Here is a 244-nt window from a genome sequence, read left to right as displayed (position 1 = left end):
CATCAGGGAATTCTCCGGCCGGACCATCCTGCTGTCTCATCACCAGTTGTTCTCTGCTTTCTCTCCCATTGGGGCCGCCGATCCGCAGGGTAAGCGGTCTGCAGTCAATCCCTTGCTGCTCAAAGCTTTTCAGCAGATGACAGCAACAAAGGCGATTGCCGCCTGGTTCTGGGGGCATGAGCACACTCTCAGCATCTACCAGCCATTTGCCGGGCTGGAGCGAGGCCGTTGCGTGGGCCACGGC

At 59.4% G+C, this 244-nt stretch carries 1 pseudogene; it reads left to right on the top strand.

Going from position 1 to position 244, the window contains the following annotated elements:
- Window positions 1-244: pseudogene (locus AC0L2H_RS32590) on the top strand (metallophosphoesterase); the annotation flags it as partial.

This window comes from Mesorhizobium sp. WSM4871 (assembly GCF_055811295.1).
The sequence above is the reverse complement of the archived record's forward strand: the minus strand, read 5'-3'. Positions and strand labels throughout refer to the sequence as shown.